The following is a 3732-nucleotide window of genomic DNA, read 5'->3' as shown; positions in this document are numbered from 1 at the left end:
GGACCGTGTCAAAGATCCGCTGGATCTGCAGCGAGATAGCTCCGTCTCCACCCTTGCGCCACAGCGCGACCGAGCGCGCCGACACCCCGAGCTGCACGTTCGGTTGACATGCTGAGAGCGCTTCAGTGGCGACATCCCCGCGGTCTCGGCGGCGGGCGCCCCGCCCCTTCCAGCGCGCGCGAGACTCCTACCGCCGCTACTGGTACGCCTACGCGATGGTCGCGCCCGTCGTGATCGTCCTCGGCGTGCTCGTCGGCTACCCGCTCGCCCGCGGCTTCTACCTGACCCTGACCAACGCCAACAGCCTCAACTCGGCACGCACGATCGGCGCCAACACGATCGACGCGACGTACGAGTTCATCGGCCTGAGCAACTACGCCGAGATCCTGTGGGGGCCGGCGGCGTACGACCGCTTCTGGTCCCACTTCATCTGGACGATCGTCTGGACCGTCACCTGTGTCGTGCTGCACTACGTGATCGGGCTCGGGCTGGCGATGATGCTCAACCAGCGGCTGCGCGGACGCGTGGCGTACCGGCTGCTGCTGATCCTGCCGTGGGCGGTGCCGACGTTCGTCACCGTCTTCGCCTGGCGGATCATGCTGGCCGACGCGGGGGTCATCAACACGATGATCGGCACGATCGGCCTCGCCGAGCCGAGCTGGCTCGAGGACCCGACCTGGCAACGTGTCGCCGCGATCATGGTCAACACCTGGTGCGGCGTGCCGTTCATGATGCTCTCCCTGCTCGGCGGGCTGCAGTCCATCGACGAGAACCTCTACGAGGCCGCCGAGATCGACGGCGCCAGCGCCTGGCAGCGGTTCCGCCACGTCACGCTGCCGGGGCTCTCCTCGGTGAGCTCGACCGTCGTCCTGCTCGGGGTGATCTGGACCTTCAACCAGTTCGCGATCATCTTCCTGCTCTTCGGCAATACCGCGCCGGACGCGCAGATCCTGGTCACCTGGGCCTATCGACTCGGGTTCGGACAGCAGCCTCGCGACTTCGCCATGTCGGCGGCGTACGGCGTCCTGCTGCTCGCGATCCTGATCGTCTTCACGTCCTTCTACTACCGGTGGTTGAAACGCAATGACCAGCTCGCCTAGCACCAGCGCGCCCCGAAAGCAGCGGCGACGCGGCGAACTCGGCCCCGTCGCCCGGGTGGCCACGCACGTGACGCTCTCGGTGGCCTCGCTGATCGCGCTGTTCCCCATCATCTGGCTCCTCTACCTGTCCCTGGGACCGGACAAGGACGACTACCTCCACCCGGGCGGCATCGCCGCGAAGGCGACGTTCGACAACTACTGGTTCGTCCTCACCAACACCGCCTTCTTCGACTGGCTGTGGTCGACGATGGTCGTCGCGGGCGGCACGACCCTGTTCGGCGTGATGTCGGCGGCGACGACCGGCTACGCGGTCTCCCGGATGCGGTTCCCCGGCCACCGGCCGCTGATGTGGGTCCTGCTGCTGACGCAGGCGTTCCCGATCGCGGTGCTGATCGTGCCGATGTACGAGATCTTCTCCCGGCTGCGCCTGGTCGACTCGCACCTCGGCCTGATCCTGGTCAACTGCACCACGATCGTCCCCTACTGCTCGTGGTTGCTGAAGGGCTACTTCGACACCATCCCGATCGAGCTCGACGAGGCCGGCATGATCGACGGGCTCACCCCGTTCGGTACGTTCTGGCGGCTGATCCTGCCGCTGGCCCGACCTGGCCTCGCCGTCGCCGCGTTCTACGCGTTCATCACCGCTTTCGCCGAGGTCGCCTTCGCCTCGACGTTCCTGCTCGACGACTCGAAGTACACCTTCGCGGTCGGGCTGCAGAGCTTCATCAGCGAGCATGACGCACAGTGGAACCTGATGGCTGCCACTGCGGTCCTCATCGCCATCCCCGTGACCATCTTCTTCTACATCGTCCAAAGGCACGTCGTCACCGGTCTGACCGCCGGCGGCGTCAAAGGCTGAAAGGCCCCACGAACATGAACAGCTCCCTGAGCACCGAATGGTGGCGTGACGCCGTCATCTACCAGGTCTACCCCCGCAGCTTCGCCGACAGCGACGGCGACGGCACCGGTGACCTTCCCGGGATCCGGTCCAGGCTCCCCTACCTCCGCGACCTGGGGGTGGATGCGGTCTGGCTGAGCCCGTTCTACGCCTCGCCGCAGGCCGACGGGGGCTACGACGTCTCCGACTACCGCGCGGTCGACCCGCGCTACGGGACGCTCGACGACACTCGCGCGCTGATCGCCTCGGCGCACGAGCTCGGGCTGAAGATCATCGCCGACATCGTCCCCAACCACTCCTCCGACCAGCACGTCTGGTTCCAGCAGGCGCTGGCCGAGGGGCCGGGGTCGCCGATGCGGTCGCGCTACCACTTCCTGCCCGGGCGCGGCGAGAACGGCGAGGAGCCGCCCAACGACTGGGACTCGATCTTCGGCGGCCCCGCCTGGACCCGGGTGCCGGACGGCGACTGGTATCTCCACCTCTTCGCCCCCGAGCAGCCCGACTTCAACTGGAACTCCCCCGAGGTGCACGCCGAGTTCCTGGACATCCTGCGGTTCTGGCTCGACCTCGGCATCGACGGCTTCCGCATCGACGTCGCCCACGGTCTGGTCAAGGCCGAGGGGCTGCCGTCCATCGGCCACGCGGAGCAGCTTCACCTGCTCGGCAACGACGTGATGCCGTTCTTCGACCAGGACGGCGTCCACGAGATCTACCGCACCTGGCGGCGGGTGCTGGCGGACTACCCGGACCGGATCTTCGTCGCCGAGGCGTGGACGCCCACGGTGGCGCGATCGGCCAACTACGTACGCCCCGACGAGCTGCACCAGGCCTTCAACTTCGAGTACCTCGACACCGCCTGGGACGCCTCGGCGCTGCGCAAGGTCATCGACAGCTCCCTCGACGCGATGCGGCCGGTCGGCGCCCCGGCGACCTGGGTGCTGTCCAACCACGACGTCACCCGGCACGCCACCCGGTTCGCCAACCCGCCGGGTTCGGGCACCCAGATCCGTACGCCGGGCGACCGCTCGCTCGGACTCCGGCGTGCTCGCGCGGCGACGCTGCTCATGCTGGCGCTTCCGGGCTCTGCGTACGTATACCAGGGCGAGGAGCTCGGCCTCCCCGACGTCACCGACCTGCCCGACGAGGTCCGTCAGGACCCGTCCTTCCACCGCGCCAGCGGTCAGGACGGCTTCCGCGACGGCTGCCGCGTGCCGCTTCCGTGGACCCGGTCGGGCTCCTCCTACGGTTTCGGTGACGGCGGCTCCTGGCTCCCCCAGCCGTCATCGTGGGGCGAGCTCAGTGTCGAGGCCCAGACCGGCACTTCCGGATCGACCCTGGAGCTCTACCGCTCGGCGCTGAACATCCGTCGCGAGGTCTCCGGCCTCGGCGCCGGCGACGCGGTCACCTGGCACGACGAGGCCCCCGCCGGGGTCCTCTGGTTCGAGCGCGACGGCTTCGCCTGCACGGTCAACACCACCAAGGAGCCCGTACGCATCGCCGCCCCCGGCCGCGTACTCCTCTCCAACGAGCCCGTCGCGGTGGCCGCTGACACGGTCGAGGTCCCCGGCGACACCACCGTCTGGTGGGAGCTCTAGCCGAATCCGCACCTTTGGCGAGCCGAGTCCGCAGTTTTGGACAGCGAATCTGTAGTTGTGGGCGACGAATCTCTACTTTTGTGCTCGGGCTCGGCCGACCTGTCCACCGCGGCCGGGCAGCGGACAGCGGTGCTGCGCT

Annotated in this window: 3 protein-coding genes; all 3 read left to right on the top strand. The window is 68.2% G+C overall.

Features of this window, described 5'->3' with window-relative positions:
• The first annotated feature begins 125 nt into the window (after positions 1 to 125).
• The 3 genes from ABZZ22_RS26850 to ABZZ22_RS26840 are packed head-to-tail and all read left to right on the top strand — an operon-like array spanning position 126 to position 3593.
• On the top strand, positions 126 to 1100 hold the full coding sequence (locus ABZZ22_RS26850; protein WP_354938581.1) for a sugar ABC transporter permease: 975 nt from the start codon (positions 126 to 128) through the stop codon (positions 1098 to 1100).
• A complete protein-coding gene (locus ABZZ22_RS26845; protein WP_354938578.1) occupies positions 1084 to 1959 on the top strand; it encodes an ABC transporter permease subunit in 876 nt (291 codons plus the stop codon). Before ABZZ22_RS26850 ends, ABZZ22_RS26845 begins: the two co-directional genes overlap by 17 nt.
• A 14-nt stretch (positions 1960 to 1973) precedes the next feature.
• Positions 1974 to 3593, top strand: coding sequence for a glycoside hydrolase family 13 protein (locus tag ABZZ22_RS26840; protein ID WP_354938575.1), 1620 nt, complete (start codon positions 1974 to 1976; stop codon positions 3591 to 3593).
• Positions 3594 to 3732: the final 139 nt, after the last annotated feature.

Origin of the sequence: Nocardioides sp. NPDC006273 (genome assembly GCF_040613495.1) — a bacterium.
Lineage (GTDB): Bacteria > Actinomycetota > Actinomycetes > Propionibacteriales > Nocardioidaceae > Nocardioides.
Note: the sequence above shows the minus strand (reverse complement) of the source record. Positions and strands in the feature narration are given on the sequence as shown.

What these genes read in the sequence shown, in the direction of transcription:
- ABZZ22_RS26845 (WP_354938578.1), top strand. Translation starts at nt 1,084, where the DNA reads ATGACCAGCTCGCCTAGCACCAGCGCGCCCCGAAAGCAGCGGCGACGC.
- ABZZ22_RS26840 (WP_354938575.1), top strand. Translation starts at nt 1,974, where the DNA reads ATGAACAGCTCCCTGAGCACCGAATGGTGGCGTGACGCCGTCATCTAC.